This is a genomic window from Streptomyces sp. NPDC058751, from assembly GCF_042746485.1.
GTDB lineage: Bacteria > Actinomycetota > Actinomycetes > Streptomycetales > Streptomycetaceae > Streptomyces.
Genome location: NZ_JBHYPZ010000010.1, coordinates 196,311 through 213,221 on the forward strand (window position 1 = coordinate 196,311; position 16,911 = coordinate 213,221).

A 16,911-nucleotide genomic window follows, 5' to 3' on the forward strand; every position below is an offset into this window, starting at 1 on the left:
CGGTGGCGGGGGTCTCCCGGACGTGGTGTCCGGGAGACCCCCGCCACCGTCATGAACAGACCTTGCCGTCCTTCGGCACCGTCCCGTCCAGCAGGTAGCCGTTCACGCTCGAGTCGACACAGTCGCTCCCGCTCCCGTAGGCGCCATGGCCCTCGCCCTTCCAGGTGAGCACCACGCCCACGCCCCCGCCGAGCTCGTCCGCCATCCTGCGCGCGCCCTCGTAGGGCGTCGCCGGGTCCCCGGTGTTGCCGACGACCAGCACCGGAGCGGCTCCCGGAGCACTGACCTCGGGAGTGTCGTACTGCCCGGCCACCGGCCAGTCGTGACACCAGCCCGCCGTGTCCCAGCCCATGAAGTCCCCGAAGACGGGGGAGATCCTCTCGAACTCGGGAAGCCGCTTCCGCGTCTCCTCGGGAGTCGGCCTCTCCTTGTCGTCCAGGCACGATATGACCCGCTGGGAGTGGGTCGTGGTGCCGTAGCTCCCCGAGGCGTCACGATCGTTGTAGTCGTCGGCGAGCGCCAGCAGGGCCGAGCCGTCCCCGGCCTCGGCGTCCTTCAGGGCCTTGGTGAGGCGCGGCCAGCCCGCCTCGCTGTAGAGCGGCAGCACGATGCCGGTGAGGGCCAGCGTCTCGCTGAGCCTGCGCCCGCCGGAGGCGGGCAGGGGGGCGGCGTCGATCCGCTTCAGCAGGCCCGCGATCTTCCGTGAGCCCTGCCGCGGGTCCTGGCCGGTGGACTTGAGGTAGTTGTCCAGGGCGCGCTGGAAGCCCAGCGTCTGGTTCTTGGCGTGGCCCACGGTGTCGGCGCTCGGGTCGACGACCGCGTCCAGCACCAGGCGTCCCACGTTCTTGGGGAACAAGTGGGCGTACACGCCGCCCAGTTCGGTGCCGTACGAGATGCCGAAATAGTGCATCCGGCGATCGCCGAGGACCTGGCGCATCAGGTCCATGTCGCGGGCCGTGTCCGTCGTCGAGACGTGGGACAGCAGCTTGCCGGCGGCCTTCGCGCAGCCCTTCCCGAAGTCCGCGGCGTCCTTGAGATAGGCCGCTTCCTCGGCCGCGTCGTCCGGTGTGGCGTCCACCGACTCGGCGGCCTGGATCGCCTTGTCCCCGCGGCACCGCACCCCTTCGCTGGCCGCCACCCCGCGCGGGTCCCAGCTCACCAGGTCGTAGCGCTCGTGGAGCGCGCCGACGACCCCCTCGTACAACGGCATCGTGGAGACGCCCGAGGCTCCGGGGCCGCCGAAGTTGAACAGGAGCGAGCCGATGCGCTTGTCCGGACCGCCGGTCGCCTTGGAGCGGACGAGCGCCAGGCCGATCGTCGCGCCGTCCGGCTTCGCGTAGTCCACCGGTGCCTCGAGCGTGGCGCACTGCCAGCCACTGCCGGGCGCGGGGGAGTCCGAAGTGCCTTTGCAGCGGCCCCAGTCGAGCTTCTGCGAGGTGACCGAGGCGGGCAGGCCCGGGGACCCGCCGGAGGGCGGCGCGGCGGTCGGTGCCTTGTCGCCGTTCTTCTCCCCCTCCTCGTCGCCGGCCGGGCCGCCCCCGCCGCAGCCGGCCAGCAGCAGCGTGGCGGCGGCCGCGGCCGTCCACCGTGCGAAACGTGTCATGAGTGCCCCCCTCGCCCGTGGTCCGCACGAGGTCGCGGATCACCTGCAGGCCATAGTAGGCGGCGGCCGCCGACCACCGCCGAGGGCTGTGGATAACGCTCTGACCTGCTGTTTTCTAAGAGCAGACGGTTCCGGCCCGCGGCACTGTCCCGTCCAGCAGATAGCCGTCCACCGCACCCCGCACGCACTTGTTCCCGCTGTCGTAGGACCCGTGGCCCTGCCCCTTGTACGTCAGCTCGACCCCGACGCCCTCGCCCAGCGCGTTCACCATCGCCCGAGCGCCCTCGTACGGCGTCGCGGGGTCGCCGGTGTTGCCGACCACGAGGATCGGCGCCGCGCCGGGGGCGCTGACGTCCGGGTGCTCGGCGGCCCCCGGCACGGCCCAGTCGGTGCAACCGACCAGGCCCCAGGCCAGGTAGTCGCCGAACAGCGGTGAGGCGGCCCGGAACGCGGGAACCTTCGACCTCACCTGGTCCGCGGTGTAACGCGGCTTGTCGTCGGCGCAGTTGATGGAGACGTTCGCCGCGGCGATGTTGCTGTACTGGCCGTTCTCGCTGCGTCCGTTCAGCGAGTCCGACAGCAGCATCAGCACCTTGCCGTCCCCGTCGTACGCCTGCTGGAGTCCCTCCGTCAGGTACTCCCAGAAGTCCTTCGAGTACAGCGACTGCGCGATGCCGCTGGTCGCCGCGGTCTGGGTGAGGCGGCGCGGGAAGACACCGGGAATCGGTTTGCCGTCGAGGTCCTTCAGCAGTTCGGCGATGCGGTCCTTGACGTCCTGCGGGCTGTCGCCGATGGGGCAGCCCTCGGCCTTCGAGACGCAGTCCTCGGCGAAGTTGTCCAGCGCCAGCTGGAAGCCCTTGGCCTGGCCGAGGGAGCTCTGTTCCATGTCCTGGGTCGGGTCGACGACCCCGTCGAAGACGGCCCGGCCCACGTTCTTGGGGAACAAGTGGGCGTAGACGCCGCCCAGTTCGGTGCCGTACGAGATGCCGAAGTAGTGCAGCTTGTCGTCGCCGAGCACCTGACGCATCAGATCCATGTCGCGAGCGGCGTCCGTCGTGCGCACATGGGGGAGGACCTCGCCGGAGTTCTTCTCGCACGCCGCGTTGAACGTCCTGGTGTTCCGCAGGAGCGTCTGCTCCTCGGCGGCGTCCTCCGGAGTGGCGTCCTGCTGGAAGAACCTGTCGAGCTGCTGGTCGTTCTCGCACTTCACCCCCGCGCTGCGGCCGACTCCGCGCGGGTCGAAACTCACCAGGTCGTAGCGGGTGCGCAGGGTGGCGTAGTCCTCGCCGAAGGCGGGCAGGGTGGCGACGCCCGAGCCGCCGGGGCCGCCGAAGTTGAAGACGAGCGAGCCGATGCGCCTGCCGGGGTCGCCGCTCGCCTTCGCCCGGATCAGCGCGATCCCGATCGTGTCGCCCCTCGGGTCGGACCAGTCGAGGGGCGCCTTCAAGGTGGCGCACTGCCACTCCGCGCCACCCGGCAGAGGGGACGGGGCGTTGCCGCCTCCCTGGGCCTCGGACGGTGCTGGGCACGCCTCCCAGTCCAGTTTCTGCGCCGTCAGGTCCTCATCCTTGGAGTCGTCGCCGCAGCCGGACACCCACGAGGCCAGCAGGACGACGGCGACGGCCGCGACGACGGCGCGCGGCGGGGACGGGTTCGGCATGTTCCCCATCCTGCGCGCGGGCGGGACGGGCCGCTCGGGGCACGAGCCGTGCGGGTGAGGACGCGGTCGGGGCCCGCGGGCGGGGACGAGACGGTCCGCCCGCCGGGACGGGGTGCGAGGGCGACGAGACCGCCCGCCGCCGGTACGAGGCGCGCACGGGCGGCCGGGCGGTCCGGTGCCTGCCCTAGAGCGCGCCCTTGCGTGTCAGGTGGTTGAAGAACAGCCAGCCCGGCAGTACCGGCAGCCACAGGGTCAGCAGCCGGTACAGCAGCACCGCGGGCGCCGCGACCTCCTTGGGCAGGCCGACGGCGATCAGGCCGACGGTGAGGGTCGCCTCGACCGCGCCCACACCGCCCGGCGTCGGGGCCGCCGAGCCCAGTGCGTTACCGGCGAGGAAGACGACGGCGACACTGGCGAGGCTGAGCGTCGTCGTCTCGTCGTGGCCGAACGCGCGGATCGAGGCGTCCAGGCACATCACGAAGCAGGCGGTCAGCAGCAGCATGCCGCCGATGCCGGTGACGAGCTTCTGCGGCCGCTGCAGCACGTCCAGCATGCGCGGTACGACGCCCGCGAACAGCGACCTCACGCGCGTGGAGACGAACTTGCGCAGCAGCGGCACCGACGTCACCACGAGGATGAGCACCGCGACCGTCAGCAGGCCCGCGATGACCGTGCGGGACGGCGACAGGGACGGAGTCTTCTCCGTACCGGTCAGATAGCCGAAGGACAGCAGCATCAGGATGTGGCAGCCGAGCCCGAAGAGCTGCGACGCGCCGACACTCGCCACCGCGAGCCCCGGCCGGACCCCGGCCCGCTGGAGGAAGCGCGTGTTGAGGGCGACGCCGCCGACCGCGGCGGGCGCCACGATCTTCACGAACGAGCCGGCGACCTGGGCCGCCGCGGTCCGCAGGAACGGCACCCGCTCGGGCACGAAGCCGAGAAGGCTCATCGCCGCCGCGAAGTAGCTCAGGGCGGAGAACAGCGCGGCCGCCGCGACCCAGCCCCACTGGGCGTCGTCGAAGAGGGTCCCGAACTCGATGTGGGTGAGCTGGGTGAGCAGGAAGTACGCGCCGATCGCCCCGGCGATGACGCTGATCAGCGTGCGGGGCTTGACCCGCTCCAGCCGGGCCGGCTCCACGGGGGCCTGGGGTCTGATCAGCAGCACCTGGTGGCGGATCTGGGTGAGCAGATCCTCCTCGCGCGCCTCGTCCAGGGCCTCGTCGATCGCCCGCTTCTCGGCGCGCTGCTCGGCGCGTACGGCCTTCTTGCCGGCCTTCTCCGGCACGGGCGGCGCCGCTTCTCCGCCTTCCTCGGCCGCTTCCGCCGCGCGGGCGAGTTTGGCCTGCCGCGAGGCCTCCAGCACCGCCTCGCGTTCGCGCTGCGCGCGCTCCCGGGCGAGTCTGCGCAGTGTCGCGCGCGTGGAGCGCGTCAGCGCGATCGGCTGGAGCATGGGCAGGCAGTCCGCGACGGCGTCCGGGCCGAGCACGCCCACCGCCGACGCCACCGCGCGCTCGGCGCCCACGCGCAGCGCGAGGGTGGTCACGAGCTGGGCGATGTCCATCCGCAGCAGCAGATCGCCCGCCGCGATCTCGCCGCCGCGCAGATCCGTGAGGATCACCGTGCCGGAACGATCCACCAGGATCGCGTCGCCCGCGAGCCTGCGGTGCGCGATGCGCCGCGACTGCAGCGCCTGCACCTGGTGCCAGGTGTCGCGCAGCAGTTCGTCGGTGATCGTCTCGTCGGGCAGCGAGTCCAGGGTGTGCGCCCCGGTGTGCTCGTAGACGAGCATCACGGCGTCCGGGCCCAGTTCGGAGGTCGCGATCAGCTTGGGCGCGTTGGCGCCGGCCGCGATGGCCGCGTAGGCGAGGAGGGCTTCCTGCTCCAGGGCCTGGCGCAGGGACTGGAGGCTGCGGCGCGTGGTGATGCCGCGCAGCGTCAGCCGGCGCCAGGCGCGGTAGAAGAAGCCCTGGGCCTGCTGCTCGCGGTCGACGACCGTGACGTCGAGCGGGGGGCCGTCCTCCAGGGTGACGAAGTAGCGCCGGCCCCGGTCGCCGCTCTCCGCGGTCTCCTGCGTCTCCTCGCGGGCCGCGCTGACCGGGTGGAAGCCGACGTGCCGGAGGCCCGCCATCAGCGTCCGTCCGGTCGGCCGTACGTTCGGGGAGCCGACCGCGTAGAGCGTTCCGTAGGCGACGGTCCAGCCGATCAGCACCGTCAGGATGATCGAGAACGGGGTCGTGTAGCCGGTGACCAGCATGGAGAAGGCGTCGAGGAGCAGCACGACCCAGAGGACCCCGCGCCAGCGAGGTCTGCGGGACATGCCGACGGCCGTCATGTAGGCGATGACCGGTGCGAGATAGCCGTGCACCGGGTCGGTGAGGGCGTGGACGTCGCTCGGCGAGGGCTGGGTCAGCGCCTCCTGGATGGAGTCGGGCGCGGCCTTGGCGACCCAGAGGTCGGTGGCGAGGGTCACCCCGTGCGCGAGGACGGCGGCGAGGACGCCGTCGGCGATGCGCAGCCCGTCCCGCTTGATCAGCCGCTCGATGGCGAAGGCGACCGGCACCAGGAGGATCGCGATGCTGGACGCCAGCCCCGCGATCTTGATCAGCAGATCGGGTGCCTGTCCGGTGCCCTTGTTGATGTCCTGTTCGAGGCCCGAGGTGGTGCCGTGCGCGAAACCGGCGATGCCGAGCAGCACCACGATCGCGAGTACGCCGACCAGGAGCCGCATCAGGTCGGAGGGGCGGTGCACGCGCGCGGGAAGCAGCGGTTCGTCGCCCTCGACCTCGTCGGCGTGGACCTCGTCCACGCAGCCGGTGCCGCGCTCGGCCCGCCGCTTCTCGTCCCCCGGGGTCCGGGGCGAGGACGCCGGGGTCTCAGGAGAGGGGTCCACGCCCTTCTCGTCGACGCCGCCGGTGTCCGGGCGCGACGAGGCGGCGGAGGTGCCCTCCGCGTCTTCGGGGTGCACGCCCTGCTGCCTCATGGTCTCTTCTTGATCTCGTATCACCAGTCACCGCCCGCACGATGGTGGCATGCCCGAGCGACACACGGGGGCATCAGGGTGCAAATGCGGGGCGCGCAATCTGCTACAAGCGTCACCCCGGGGGAAGGAATACGCACAGTCGCCGCCGGGTCCCGTTGTCGGTGGGGTGGGGCAGGATGGGGCGGATGAGCGAGGAGAGCCTTCCGGCGGACGCGCTGCCGGAGTACGCGGAGCGGGTCCTCGACGTCGCCGAGCTGATCCCGCCCGGCCGCGTCATGACGTACGGCGACATCGCCGAATGGCTGGAGGAGGGCGGGCCGCGCCAGGTGGGCCGGGTGCTGGCCCTGTACGGCGGAGCGGTTCCGTGGTGGCGCGTCATGCGCGCCGACGGCGTGCTGCTGCCCGGCCACGAACTGGACGCGCTGGCCCACTACCGCGCGGAGGGGACGCCCCTGAAGGAGGCGAGCCGGGCATCCGCGGGGCATCTGCCACGCGTCGACATGAGACGGGCCCGTTGGGACGGCGGCGAACGCGCGGAAGGTCACACCTGACAGCTTCGGGTATTCACGGGGCCGAAGGGGACACTGAGGCCCGTACGAGGGAAACGAGGCGCATCCGTGACATGCCGTACGTTCGTGCGACACGGGACGCGCGGGGCGCACGGGGCGTGAGGGAAGAATCGGAAGCACTCCTTCCGTGGACTCCGTCGGCGTAGCGTCGTCGGCACGCGTTCCCCTCACCCGCGGTCACTGCCCTTCACCGGACAGTCCGCCCACCAGTACGACCACCAGGACCGGCGAACCACGTGAGCTCCACTTCCTCCACCAGGCGCCTGACGCACCCCTTCGTGCGCCAGGGGGCCCGCGGTGCGTACCGGCTGGTGCGCACCGCGCCGACCCGGGTGGATCCCCCTCTGCTTGACGCGGGACAGCGCGCGGTGGTTGACCACGGGAGCGGACCGCTGCTCGTCCTCGCGGGTCCCGGTACGGGCAAGACGACCACGCTCGTCGAATCCGTGACCGCCCGGATCGAACGCGGCGGCGACCCGGAACGGATCCTGGTGCTCACGTTCAGCCGCAAGGCGGCCGTCGAGCTCCGCGACCGCATGGCGCTGCGCATAGGAGCCGCCCGTGCGCCCCGGGCCACGACGTTCCACTCCTTCTGTTACGCGCTGATCCGGGCCCACCAGGACAGCGACCTGTTCGCGGAGCCCCTGCGGCTGCTGTCCGGCCCCGAACAGGACGTGGCCGTGCGCGAGCTGCTCGCGGGCCAGCCCGACCTGGAGCGGCTGGGCCTCGCCCATGTGCGCTGGCCGGACGAGCTGCGGGCCTGTCTGACCACGCGCGGCTTCGCGGACGAGGTCCGCGCGGTGCTCGCCCGCAGCCGTGAACTCGGTCTCGGCCCCGACGCCCTGGAGGCGTTCGCCCGGCGCATCGGCCGTCCGGACTGGGGCGCGGCGGCCGCGTTCCTCGCCGAGTACCTCGACGTCCTCGACATGCAGGGGGTCCTCGACTACGCGGAACTGGTCCACCGCGCGGTGCTCCTCGTCCGCCGCCCCGAGGTCGCCGAACGGCTCGCGGCGCAGTACGACGCCGTCTACGTGGACGAGTACCAGGACACCGACCCCGCGCAGGTGCGGCTGCTGCGCGGCCTCGCCGGCGGCGGGAGCACGCTCGTCGCCTTCGGTGACCCCGACCAGTCGATCTACGCCTTCCGCGGCGCCGACGTGAACGGCATCCTGGACTTCCCCGACGCCTTTCCGCGCGTGGACGGCCGCCCGGCCCCGGTCGAGGTCCTCGGCACGTCCCGCCGCTCGGGCGCCCGTCTGCTGGAAGCCACCCGCCGGCTCACCCTGCGCATGCCGCTGACCCGGCTGCCGGCGCAGAAGGTGCGTGCCCACCGCGAGCTGTCCCCGGTGCGGGACGGGGGGCATGTCGAGGTCTACACGTATCCGACGCCCGGCACGGAGCTCGACAACATCGCGGACATCCTGCGCCGCGCCCACCTGGAAGACGGTGTTCCCTGGGGGGAGATGGCCGTCCTCGTGCGTGCCGGTTCCCGCACGATCCCCACGATCCGGCGGGCGCTCACCTCGGCGGGCGTGCCCCTCGACATCGACGGCGACGATCTGCCCCTGCGGCACGAACCCGCGGTGGTGCCACTGCTGACGGCGCTGCGGGCGGTGGCCCGCGCGGAGTCGGAGACGAGCGCGGACAGGGCGTCCGGGGCAAAGGGCGCCTCGGGTTCGGACGAGGTGTCCGGGGCGGACGGGGTCTCTGGTCCGGACGGGGCGTCCGGCTCGGACGGCTCGGACGGCTCGGACGGGATGTCCGCCGCCGTCGCTGATCCCGGGGACACGGCCGGCGTCCGCGTCGCGTCCTGGCTCGACACCGAGACCGCGCTCACCCTCCTCGCCTCGCCGCTCGCGAGCATGGACGCCGCCGACCTGCGGCGCCTGGGGCGCGCCCTGCGGGAGGAGGAGCGGGCCGGCGGAAACCTCGTACCGCCGCCGTCCGACGTCCTGCTCGCCCGCGCGCTGGCCGAGCCGGAGCGGCTCGTCGCGCACGATCCCGCGTACGCCCGGGGGGCCCAGCGCCTCGGCGCGCTGCTGCGCAGGGCGCGTGCGCGTCTCGCGGACGGCGGAACGGCCGAGGAGGCCCTCTGGGACCTGTGGGACGGCACGCCCTGGCCGCAACGCCTGGAGCGGGCCGCCCGGCGCGGCGGCGCGGCCGGACGCAACGCCGACCGGGACCTGGACGCCGTGTGCGCCCTGTTCGCGACCGCCGAACGCGCGGAGGAGCGCACCGGAGGGCGTGGCGCCCTGAACTTCCTGGAGGAGATCGACGCCGAGGACATCGCGGCCGACACGCTCACCCGCAGGGCCGTCCGCCCCGAGGCCGTCCGTCTGATGACGGCGCACCGCTCCAAGGGCCTGGAGTGGCGCCTCGTCGTCGTCGCGGGCGTCCAGGAAGGGCTGTGGCCGGACCTGCGCCGCCGCGGTTCCCTGCTGGAGGCCGACCGCATCGGGCGGGACGGACTCGCCGAACCCCTCACACCCGGGGCACTCCTCTCCGAGGAGCGCCGGCTGTTCTACGTGGCCGCCACGCGCGCGCGTGAACGGCTCGTCGTGACGGCGGTCAAGGCACCGGCCGACGACGGCGACCAGCCCTCCCGCTTCCTCGCCGAACTCGGCGTCGAACCCAAGGACGTGACCGGCCGTCCGCGCCGCCCGCTGGCCGTCGCCCCGCTGGTCGCCGAGCTGCGCGCCACCACGGTCGACCCGCGCGTCTCGGAGGAACTCAGGCAGGCCGCGGCCCGCCGTCTCGCCCGTCTCGCCGCGCTCGCCGACGAGGACGGCCGCCCGCTGGTCCCCTCCGCGCACCCCTACCGCTGGTGGGGCATGTACGAGCCGACGGAGAGCAAGGTCCCGCTGCGCGACCGGGACAAGCCCGTCGTGCTCTCCGGCAGCGCCCTCGACCAGCTCGCCAACACCTGTGCCCTGCAGTGGTTCCTCGGGCGGGAGGTGAAGGCCGACGCGCCCGCGACGGCCGCCCAGGGCTTCGGCAACGTGGTGCACGTCCTCGCCGACGAGGTCGCCTCCGGACGCACCCCCGCGGACCTCGACGTCCTCATGGAACGCCTCGACTCGGTGTGGAACGCGCTCGCCTTCGACGCCCCCTGGAAGTCGGCGCAGGAGAAGGAGCACGCGCGCGTGGCGCTCGAACGCTTCCTGGAGTGGCACGTCATGGACCGCACCGGCCGTACACCGGTGGCCAGCGAGCACGACTTCGACGTGACGCTCGAAGCGGGCTCCTACGAAGTGCGCATCCGCGGCTCCATGGACCGCGTCGAGGCCGACAGCGCCGGCCGCGCCTACGTGGTCGACTTCAAGACCGGCAAGCAGGCACCGAGCGCCGCGGAGGTGGCCCGCCACCCGCAGCTCGCCGTCTACCAGCTCGCCGTCGGCGAAGGCGCGGTCGACGACGTCTTCGACGGCGTACGCCCCGAGGCGGGCGGTGCCGAACTCGTCCAGCTCCGCCAGGGCGCCGCCAAGAAGAACGGCGGCGAGAGCCTTCCCAAGGTCCAGGCGCAGGAGCCGCTGGAGGGCGAGTGGGTCGGCGACCTGCTGGCGAACGCCGCCGGCAAGGTCCTCGACGAACGGTTCTCGCCGACGACGGGACAGCACTGCACGCACTGCTCCTTCCGGGCGTCCTGCAGCGCCCGGCCCGAGGGCCGGCAGGTCGTCGAGTGAGCGGATCCCGGACGGGCGCCGGGCAGGCCGCCGGTCCGTGCGGTTCCGCGGAGTCGGGAGGCGCCGGACAGGCTGCCGCTCCGTGCGGCTCCGCGGGTTCGACCCGTGTCGGGCAGGTCACCCGTTCCAAGCGGCCCGGGGGCACGGCGTCAGCGAGTGACGTATAGCACCACATACGCTGACCTGCGCTTCTTTCGCCCCCCTCGCCGATGTGGTCACCGCTGTCGGTGGACGCCGCTAGCCTCTGCGCATGCCCGCCCGTCTCACCGACCCCGAACAGCTCAAAGAACTCCTCGGCATCCCGTTCACCCCGGAACAGACGGAGTGCATCACCGCGGAACCGGCCCCGCAGGTGATCGTGGCCGGAGCCGGTTCGGGCAAGACCACGGTGATGGCGGCCCGCGTGGTGTGGCTGGTCGGCACCGGGCAGGTGGCCCCCGAGCAGGTCCTCGGCCTGACGTTCACCAACAAGGCGGCGGGCGAACTCGCCGAGCGGGTCCGCAAGGCGCTCGTCAAGGCGGGGGTCACCGACCCGGACGTCATCGACCCCGACAACCCGCCGGGCGAACCGGTCATCTCCACGTACCACGCCTTCGCCGGCCGGCTGCTCACCGACCACGGCCTGCGCATCGGACTCGAACCGACCTCGCGGCTCCTCGCCGACGCCACCCGCTACCAGCTCGCCGCGCGCGTGCTGCGCGAGGCGCCGGGCCCCTACCCGGCACTGACCCGCTCCTTCCCGGACCTGGTGAGCGACCTCCTGACCCTCGACTCCGAGCTCGCCGAACATCTCGTGGCGGCCGAGGACCTGCGCGCCCACGACGCCGAACTGCTGCGCACCCTGGAGAGCGCGCGGCTCACCAACGCGGATCTGCGCAAGGTCCCCGAGACCGCCGCGGCCCGGCGCGAACTCGCCGAGCTGGTGGGCCGTTACCGCGCGGCGAAACGAGAGCGCGACCTCCTCGACTTCGGCGACCAGATCGCCCTCTCGGCCACCCTGGCCCGCACCCGCCCCGAGGTCGGGGAGATCCTGCGGGACGAGTTCCGGGTGGTCCTGCTGGACGAGTACCAGGACACCTCGGTGGCCCAGCGCGTCCTGCTCGCGGGACTGTTCGGCGGCGGCACCGGACACCCCGTGACCGCGGTCGGCGACCCCTGCCAGGCGATCTACGGCTGGCGCGGCGCGTCCGTCGCCAACCTCGACGACTTCCCCGAGCACTTCGCCCGCCCCGACGGCCGCCCCGCCGTCCGCCAGTCGCTCAGCGAGAACCGCCGCAGCGGCGGCCGCCTCCTCGACCTCGCCAACGGACTCGCCGAGCCGCTGCGCGCCATGCACGCGGGCGTGGAGGCCCTGCGGCCCGCCCCGGGAGCCGAGCGGGACGGCGTCGTGCGCTGCGCGCTGCTGCGCACCCACGCCGAGGAGATCGGCTGGCTCGCCGACTCGATCGCCCATCTCGTACGCACCGGCAAGGCACCCGCCGAGATCGCCGTCCTGTGCCGCACCGCCGGCGACTTCGCCGAGATCCAGGGCGCGCTCGTCGCCCGTGACGTCCCCGTCGAGGTGGTGGGCCTCTCCGGTCTGCTGCACCTGCCCGAGGTGGCCGACCTCGTGGCCGTCTGCGAAGTCCTCCAGGACCCGGGGGCGAACGCCTCCCTCGTCCGGCTGCTCACCGGCCCGCGCTGGCGGATCGGCCCGCGCGACCTCGCCCTCCTCGGGCGCCGTGCCCGTCTGCTGGTCTCCCACGCGCACGCACGGGCCGACGACGATCCGGACCGCAGGCTCGCCGCGGCCGTCGAGGGGGTCGATCCCGCCGAGGTGATCTCGCTCGCCGACGCCCTCGACACGTTCCTGGAGACGCCCGTCGAGGCCGCGGGGGACGACGACGGGCTGCCCTTCTCGCCGGACGCGCGCGTGCGCTTCGCGCGGCTCGCCGCCGAACTGCGCGACCTGCGCCGCTCGCTGGCCGACCCGCTCATGGACGTCCTGCACCGGGTCCTCGCCGTCACCGGCCTGGAGGTCGAGCTCTCCGCGTCCCCGCACGCCCTGGCCGCCCGCCGCCGCGAGACCCTGTCCAACTTCCTGGACGTCGCCGCGTCCTTCGCGGCCGGCGACGGCGAGGCGAGCCTGCTGGCCTTCCTCGGCTTCCTGCGGACCGCCGCACAGTACGAGAAGGGCCTGGACAACGCCCTGCCCGGCGGCGAGAACACCGTCAAGGTGCTCACCGCGCACAAGTCCAAGGGCCTGGAGTGGGACGTGGTGGCGGTCCCCGGCCTCGTCACCGGCACCTTCCCGAGCGGCCAGGGCCGCGAGAAGTGGACCGCCCAGGGCAAGGTCCTGCCCCACCGTCTGCGCGGCGACGCCGACACGCTGCCCGACGTCGACACCTGGGACGCCAAGGGCATCAAGGCCTTCCACGAGGCCATGAAGGCCCACCAGCACACCGAGGAACTGCGCCTCGGCTACGTCACGTTCACCCGCCCCCGTTCGCTCCTGCTCGGCTCCGGCCACTGGTGGGGGCCCTCCCAGAAGCGGACGCGCGGCCCCTCGGACTTCCTGCACGCCCTCCACGACCACTGCACGGCCGGACACGGCGAGATCGAGGTCTGGGCGGACGAACCGGCCGAGGACGAGGAGAACCCGGCCCTGCACGAGGCGGCCGCCGACCACGCCTGGCCGCTCCCGCTCGACGACGCGGCCCTCGTCCGCCGCCGCGCGGCGGCGGACACCGTACTCGCCCACCTGGAGCGGGTCGCGTCCCACGACGGGACCCGTCCGGACACCGGCGCGCACGCGGACCCGGCCGCCCACGACCCCGGTCCGTACGACGATCCGGAATGGCCGCCCCCGCCCGAGGACGACGTCCCGCCCCACGACGAGGACGGTTTCCCCGAGGACGGGTTCTTCGAGGGGGACCTTCCCGACGACCCCTTCTCCGACGACCCTTTCCCCGACGACTCCTTCTCCGGGGACCCCTTCCCGGGGGACGGCCCCGGGGACGGCGGTTTGCCCGGGGACGGCGGCTCGGACCGGGACTCCTGGGCCACGGAACGACCGGGGGACGACCCGGCCGACCGCGGGAGCGAACGTCCGACGGTGCCGCACCAGGCACAGCCGCCCGTCCTCCTCCCGCACCCCCGGGAGGCCGTGAGCGAGCGCCTCACGCCCGAGGAGGCCCGCACCCTCGCCTCCTGGGACCGCGACCTGGACGCGCTCACCGGCGAGCTCCTGCGCGCCCGCGAGACCGTCACCCACGTTCCTCTGCCGGCCTCGCTCACCGCCTCCCAGCTCGTGCGTCTGGCCGCCGACCCGGACGGCTTCGCCCAGGAACTCGCCCGCCCCATGCCGCGCCCCCCGCAGCCCGCCGCGCGCCGGGGCACGCGCTTCCACGCCTGGGTGGAGTCCCGCTTCGAGGAACTGCGGCTGCCGATGCTCGACCCCGAGGAACTGCCCGGCAGCGAGGCGGAGATCGCCGACGAGCACGACCTGCAGGCCCTGAAGGACGCCTTCGAACGCACTCCCTACGCGCACCGCACCCCGTACCGCGTCGAGGTGCCCTTCCAGCTCGCGATCGCCGGCCGGGTCGTCCGCGGCCGGATCGACGCCGTCTACAGGAACGGCGAGGGCGAGGAGACGACGTACGAGATCGTCGACTGGAAGACCGGCCACGGCCGCACGGCCGACCCGCTCCAGCTCGCGCTGTACCGCCTGGGCTGGGCCGAACGGCAGCGGGTTCCCCTGGAATCCGTCACGGCCGCGTTCCTGTACGTCCGCGACGGCGAGGTCGTACGACCGGAGGGCCTTCCGGACCGTGCCGCGCTGGAACGGCTGCTCACCGAGGACCCGACCGGCGCACGGGGCGGGGTCCCCGGGGAACCGCCGGACGAACACGCCCCTGTGGGCGGATAGGCTCAGGAACATGAGCAAGCCCGTTGACAGCGCCGTCAGCACCGTCCGTACGTACATCGAGACGCACCGCGCCGCCTTCCTCGACGACCTCGGTCGGTGGCTGCGCATCCCCTCGGTCTCGGCCCAGCCCGAGCACGCCGCGGACGTGGCACGCAGCGCCGACTGGCTCGCCGCCGCCCTTAGGGAGACCGGCTTCCCGACCTGCGAGGTCTGGCCGACCGCGGGCGCCCCCGCCGTCTTCGCCGAGTGGCCCTCCGACGACCCGGACGCACCCACGGTCCTCGTCTACGGACACCACGACGTACAGCCCGCCGCCCGCGAGGACGGCTGGGACACCGACCCCTTCGAGCCGGTGATCCGGGGCAACCGCCTCCACGCGCGCGGGGCCGCGGACGACAAGGGCCAGGTGTTCTTCCACACACTCGGCGTCCGGGCCCACCTCGCCGCCACCGGCCGCACCAGCCCGGCCGTGCACCTCAAGCTGCTGGTCGAGGGCGAGGAGGAGTCCGGCTCCCCGCACTTCCGCGAGCTCGTCGAAGAACACGCGCAACGGCTCGCCGCCGACGCCGTGATCGTCTCCGACACCGGCATGTGGTCCGAGGACACCCCCACGGTCTGCACGGGCATGCGGGGCCTCGCCGAGTGCGAGATCGTCCTCCACGGACCCGGGCAGGACATCCACTCCGGATCCTTCGGCGGCGCCGTGCCCAACCCCGCCACCGCGGTCGCCCGCCTGGTCGCGGCCCTGCACGACGAGCACGCGCGCGTGGCCGTACCCGGCTTCTACGAAGGAGTCACCGAACTCACCGGGCGCGAGCGCGAACTCTTCGCCGAACTGCCCTTCGACGAGGAGCGCTGGCTGCGCACGGCAAGGTCGACGGCCACGCACGGAGAGGCCGGGCACACCACCCTGGAGCGCGTCTGGGCCCGCCCGACCGCCGAGGTCAACGGCATCGGCGGCGGCTACCAGGGGGCGGGCAGCAAGACGATCATCCCGTCCTCGGCCATGGTGAAGCTCTCCTTCCGGCTCGTCGCCGGACAGGACCCGGACCACATCGAGAAGGCCGTACGCGCCTGGGCGGCCGAGCAGGTGCCCGACGGCATCCGGCACGAGATCACGTTCAGCCCGTCCACCCGTCCGTGCCTGACCCCGCTGGACCACCCGGCACTGCAGTCCGTCGTGCGCGCCATGGGCCGGGCCTTCGAGCAGCCGGTCCGCTACACCCGCGAGGGCGGCTCGGGACCGGCGGCCGACCTCCAGGAAGTCCTCGGCGCCCCGGTGCTCTTCCTGGGCATCTCCGTTCCCTCCGACGGCTGGCACGCCCCCAACGAGAAGGTCGAACTCGACCTCCTCATGAAGGGCGTCGAGACGACCGCCTACCTCTGGGGCGACCTGGCCGAGAACTGGCGCGAGACACACTGAACAGACCGAACCGCAGCCCCGAGAGCGCCCCGCACGCCCGCCCTGCTGAACCGCCCGCCGAAACAACCGTTCCACCGGGGGAGTTGGAAGCATCCGTGACCACCTGGACCGACCACAGCGCCGACCGTCCCATCTCGCTCACCGCTCCGAGCGGCATCGACCGGGCCGCCCACCACCGGCTCGACGAGGCATGGCTCGCGGCGGCCTGGAGCCACCCCACGACCCGCGTCTTCGTGGTCTCCGGCGGTCAGGTGCTCATCGACGAGACGGCCGACGGCACCACCGAACTGCTGATGACGCCGTCCTTCGAGGCCCCGCTCACCGAGGCGCACCGCTACTTCCTGGGCACGGACGACGACGGGGTGAGCTACTTCGCGCTCCAGAAGGACGCGCTTCCCGGCCGCATCGACCAGTCCGCCCGCCCGGCCGGCCTGCGTGAGGCGGGCCTGCTGCTGTCGCCGCGCGACGCGGGCCTGATGGTGCACGCGGTCGGCCTGGAGAACTGGCAGCGCACCCACCGCTTCTGCTCGCGCTGCGGTGAGCGCACGGTCATCGCCGCCGCCGGTCACATCCGCCGCTGCCCCGCGTGCGGCGCCGAGCACTACCCGCGCACCGACCCGGCCGTGATCATGGCCGTCACGGACGACGACGACCGCATCCTGCTCGGCCGGCAGGTGCACTGGCCCGAAGGCCGCTTCTCCACCCTCGCGGGCTTCGTCGAGCCCGGCGAGTCGATCGAGCAGTCGGTGCGCCGCGAGGTCTTCGAGGAGGTCGGGGTCACGGTCGGCGAGGTCGAGTACGTCGCCAGCCAGCCCTGGCCGTTCCCCTCCAGCCTCATGCTGGGCTTCCGCGCCCGCGCCACCTCGCCGGAGATCGACGTCGACGGCGAGGAGATCCACGAAGCACGCTGGTTCTCCCGGGACGACCTGAGGGCCGCCTTCGACTCCGGGGAGGTCCTGCCCCCCTACGGGATCTCGATCGCGGCGCGTCTGATCGAGCTCTGGTACGGCAAGCCCCTGCCGACTCGGGGCAACACCCCCTGAGGGCGCCCCGGACATGACGTCGCCCCTCCGACCGGCCCGGGCC

8 protein-coding genes are annotated in these 16,911 nt (G+C 73.1%); 5 read left to right on the forward strand and 3 right to left on the reverse strand.

Annotation, left to right across the window (positions count from 1 at the left end; translation table 11 throughout):
• Positions 1-49: 49 nt before the first annotated feature.
• From ACFW6B_RS12725 to ACFW6B_RS12735, 3 genes are all read right to left on the reverse strand, one after another.
• Positions 50-1,603, reverse strand: a complete 1,554-nt coding sequence (locus tag ACFW6B_RS12725; protein ID WP_386594998.1) for an alpha/beta hydrolase — start codon at positions 1,601-1,603, stop codon at positions 50-52.
• A gap of 115 nt (positions 1,604-1,718) precedes the next feature.
• A complete protein-coding gene (locus ACFW6B_RS12730; RefSeq protein ID WP_386595001.1) occupies positions 1,719-3,263 on the reverse strand; it encodes an alpha/beta hydrolase in 1,545 nt (514 codons plus the stop codon).
• A gap of 184 nt (positions 3,264-3,447) precedes the next feature.
• Positions 3,448-6,243, reverse strand: coding sequence for a lysylphosphatidylglycerol synthase domain-containing protein (locus ACFW6B_RS12735; RefSeq protein WP_386595003.1), 2,796 nt, complete (start codon positions 6,241-6,243; stop codon positions 3,448-3,450).
• Between the two features lie 185 nt (positions 6,244-6,428).
• On the opposite strand from ACFW6B_RS12735, the gene ACFW6B_RS12740 reads away from it, so the two are divergent.
• From ACFW6B_RS12740 to nudC, 5 genes are all read left to right on the forward strand, one after another.
• Entirely contained in the window at positions 6,429-6,794 is a 366-nt protein-coding gene (locus ACFW6B_RS12740) for an MGMT family protein (RefSeq protein ID WP_162683959.1), read from the forward strand.
• A gap of 254 nt (positions 6,795-7,048) precedes the next feature.
• A complete protein-coding gene (locus ACFW6B_RS12745; protein WP_386595005.1) occupies positions 7,049-10,495 on the forward strand; it encodes an ATP-dependent helicase in 3,447 nt (1,148 codons plus the stop codon).
• Positions 10,496-10,745: 250 nt separating this feature from the next.
• Positions 10,746-14,402: a UvrD-helicase domain-containing protein gene (locus ACFW6B_RS12750; protein ID WP_386595007.1), complete on the forward strand. Its 3,657-nt coding sequence runs from the start codon at positions 10,746-10,748 to the stop codon at positions 14,400-14,402.
• A gap of 10 nt (positions 14,403-14,412) precedes the next feature.
• Positions 14,413-15,825, forward strand: a complete 1,413-nt coding sequence (locus tag ACFW6B_RS12755; RefSeq protein ID WP_386595009.1) for a dipeptidase — start codon at positions 14,413-14,415, stop codon at positions 15,823-15,825.
• Between the two features lie 95 nt (positions 15,826-15,920).
• Positions 15,921-16,868 carry an NAD(+) diphosphatase gene (gene nudC / locus ACFW6B_RS12760; protein WP_386595011.1) on the forward strand — a complete coding sequence of 316 codons (948 nt, stop codon included), beginning with the start codon at positions 15,921-15,923 and terminating at the stop codon, positions 16,866-16,868.
• Positions 16,869-16,911 lie beyond the last annotated feature (43 nt).

Coding starts and splice junctions, on each gene's coding strand:
- ACFW6B_RS12725 (WP_386594998.1), bottom strand. CDS start 1,603: ATGACACGTTTCGCACGGTGGACGGCCGCGGCCGCCGCCACGCTGCTG.
- ACFW6B_RS12755 (WP_386595009.1), top strand. CDS start 14,413: ATGAGCAAGCCCGTTGACAGCGCCGTCAGCACCGTCCGTACGTACATC.
- ACFW6B_RS12735 (WP_386595003.1), bottom strand. CDS start 6,243: ATGAGGCAGCAGGGCGTGCACCCCGAAGACGCGGAGGGCACCTCCGCC.
- ACFW6B_RS12740 (WP_162683959.1), top strand. CDS start 6,429: ATGAGCGAGGAGAGCCTTCCGGCGGACGCGCTGCCGGAGTACGCGGAG.
- ACFW6B_RS12730 (WP_386595001.1), bottom strand. CDS start 3,263: ATGCCGAACCCGTCCCCGCCGCGCGCCGTCGTCGCGGCCGTCGCCGTC.
- ACFW6B_RS12750 (WP_386595007.1), top strand. CDS start 10,746: ATGCCCGCCCGTCTCACCGACCCCGAACAGCTCAAAGAACTCCTCGGC.